Source organism: Mesorhizobium sp. M7A.F.Ca.CA.002.05.1.1 (assembly GCF_003998335.1).
Lineage (GTDB): Bacteria > Pseudomonadota > Alphaproteobacteria > Rhizobiales > Rhizobiaceae > Mesorhizobium.
In genome coordinates this window covers 1-1,444 of record NZ_RZQI01001195.1, presented here as the reverse complement: position 1 = coordinate 1,444, position 1,444 = coordinate 1, and the positions used below count along the sequence as shown (strand labels likewise).

Annotated in this window: 1 protein-coding gene; it reads right to left on the bottom strand. The window is 64.8% G+C overall.

Annotated elements, in window-relative coordinates; translation table 11 throughout:
* Positions 1-190: 190 nt before the first annotated feature.
* A partial coding sequence (locus EN939_RS34045; protein ID WP_245473276.1) for a helix-hairpin-helix domain-containing protein occupies positions 191-1,444 on the bottom strand: 1,254 nt, incomplete at its 5' end.

Here is a 1,444-nt window from a genome sequence, read left to right as displayed (position 1 = left end):
GACGGCCACCAGTGGGACCCGGAAAGCGGCCGGCGTGCGCCCATGATAGAGCCTGCGCAGCCTGTCACGCAGCCGCGCCAAGGCTGAAACCGCCTGCGACCCGTTCCTCTGCGCCGGCTTCATACTGACTGCGCTGGCGTTCGCGGCAGCGACCGCCCGGCTGACCGCCGCGCGCGAGAAAGAGCGGGGGTCACACCAGCTCCACTTCGACCACACCCGGCACCGCGCGCATCGCCGAAGCGATCTGCGGCGAAATCCGGTAGCGGTTCGGCAGCTCGATCTCGATTTCGCCCTCGCCTTCGTCCTTGATCAGCACGAAGCTGACCTGCCCCTCGCCCCTGACAGTCAGTTGGCCGGCCAGCGTGTTGATCGGCGAGGCGTTGCGCACGAAGATGCGAAGTGCCTTCTGGATACGGCTTGCCTCGTCCTCCAGCGACTGCACCGAGTTGATGCGCAGATTGACGCCTTCCGGCCTGTCCTCGGCGGCAACGGTGATGACCACGGAGCGGCCGGCCTCGAGCAGATCGCGATATTGCGCCAGTCCTTCGGAAAACAGCACGGCTTCGTACTGGCCGGATGTGTCGGAAAAGGCGATAACGCCCATCTTGTTGCCGGTGCGCGTCTTGCGCTCCTGCTTGGACGTCACCGTGCCGGCCAGACGGCCGGCGGCGGCACCGCGTTTGACGGCCGCCGAAAACTCGGCCCAGGTCTGAACCCGCATCTTCTGCAGGGCTGCCTTGTACTCGTCGAGCGGGTGCGCCGAGAGATAGAAGCCGACCACCTGGAATTCACGGTGCAGCCGGTCGGCGGCGAGCCATGGCTCCGTCGCCGGCAGATTAAGTGCCTGCGACTGGGCGCCGAGCGAAGCGCCGAAGATGTCGTGCTGGCCGGAAACCGCGTTCTGCTGCGCCAGCGACGCCAGTCCCATCATGCGTTCCACGCCCGCCATCATCGATGCGCGGTCGTGGCCGAAGCAATCGAGCGCGCCGGCCATGATCAGGCTTTCGAAGACACGCTTGCCGACGATCTTGGGATCGACCCGCTCGCAGAAATCGGCGAGGTTCTTGAACGGCTTTTCGCCACGCTGGGCAACGATGTGCTCGACCGCAGCGTCGCCGACACCCTTGAGCGCTGCCAGCGAATAGTAGATGCGGTTCTCACCGACCTCGAAGGGGCGAAAGCTCGACATCACCGAAGGCGCCAAAACCTCGATACCAAGGCGCAGCGCGTCCTGGCGGAAATCGGCGAGCTTATCGGTGTTGCCCATGTCGAGCGTCATCGACGCCGCCAGGAACTCGACCGGATAATGCGCCTTGAGATAGGCGGTCTGGTACGAAACCACCGCATAGGCGGCGGCGTGCGATTTGTTGAAACCATAGTCGGCGAACTTGGCCAGCAGGTCGAAAATGAAGTCGGCTTGCGGCTTGCCGACGCCACGCTCGAC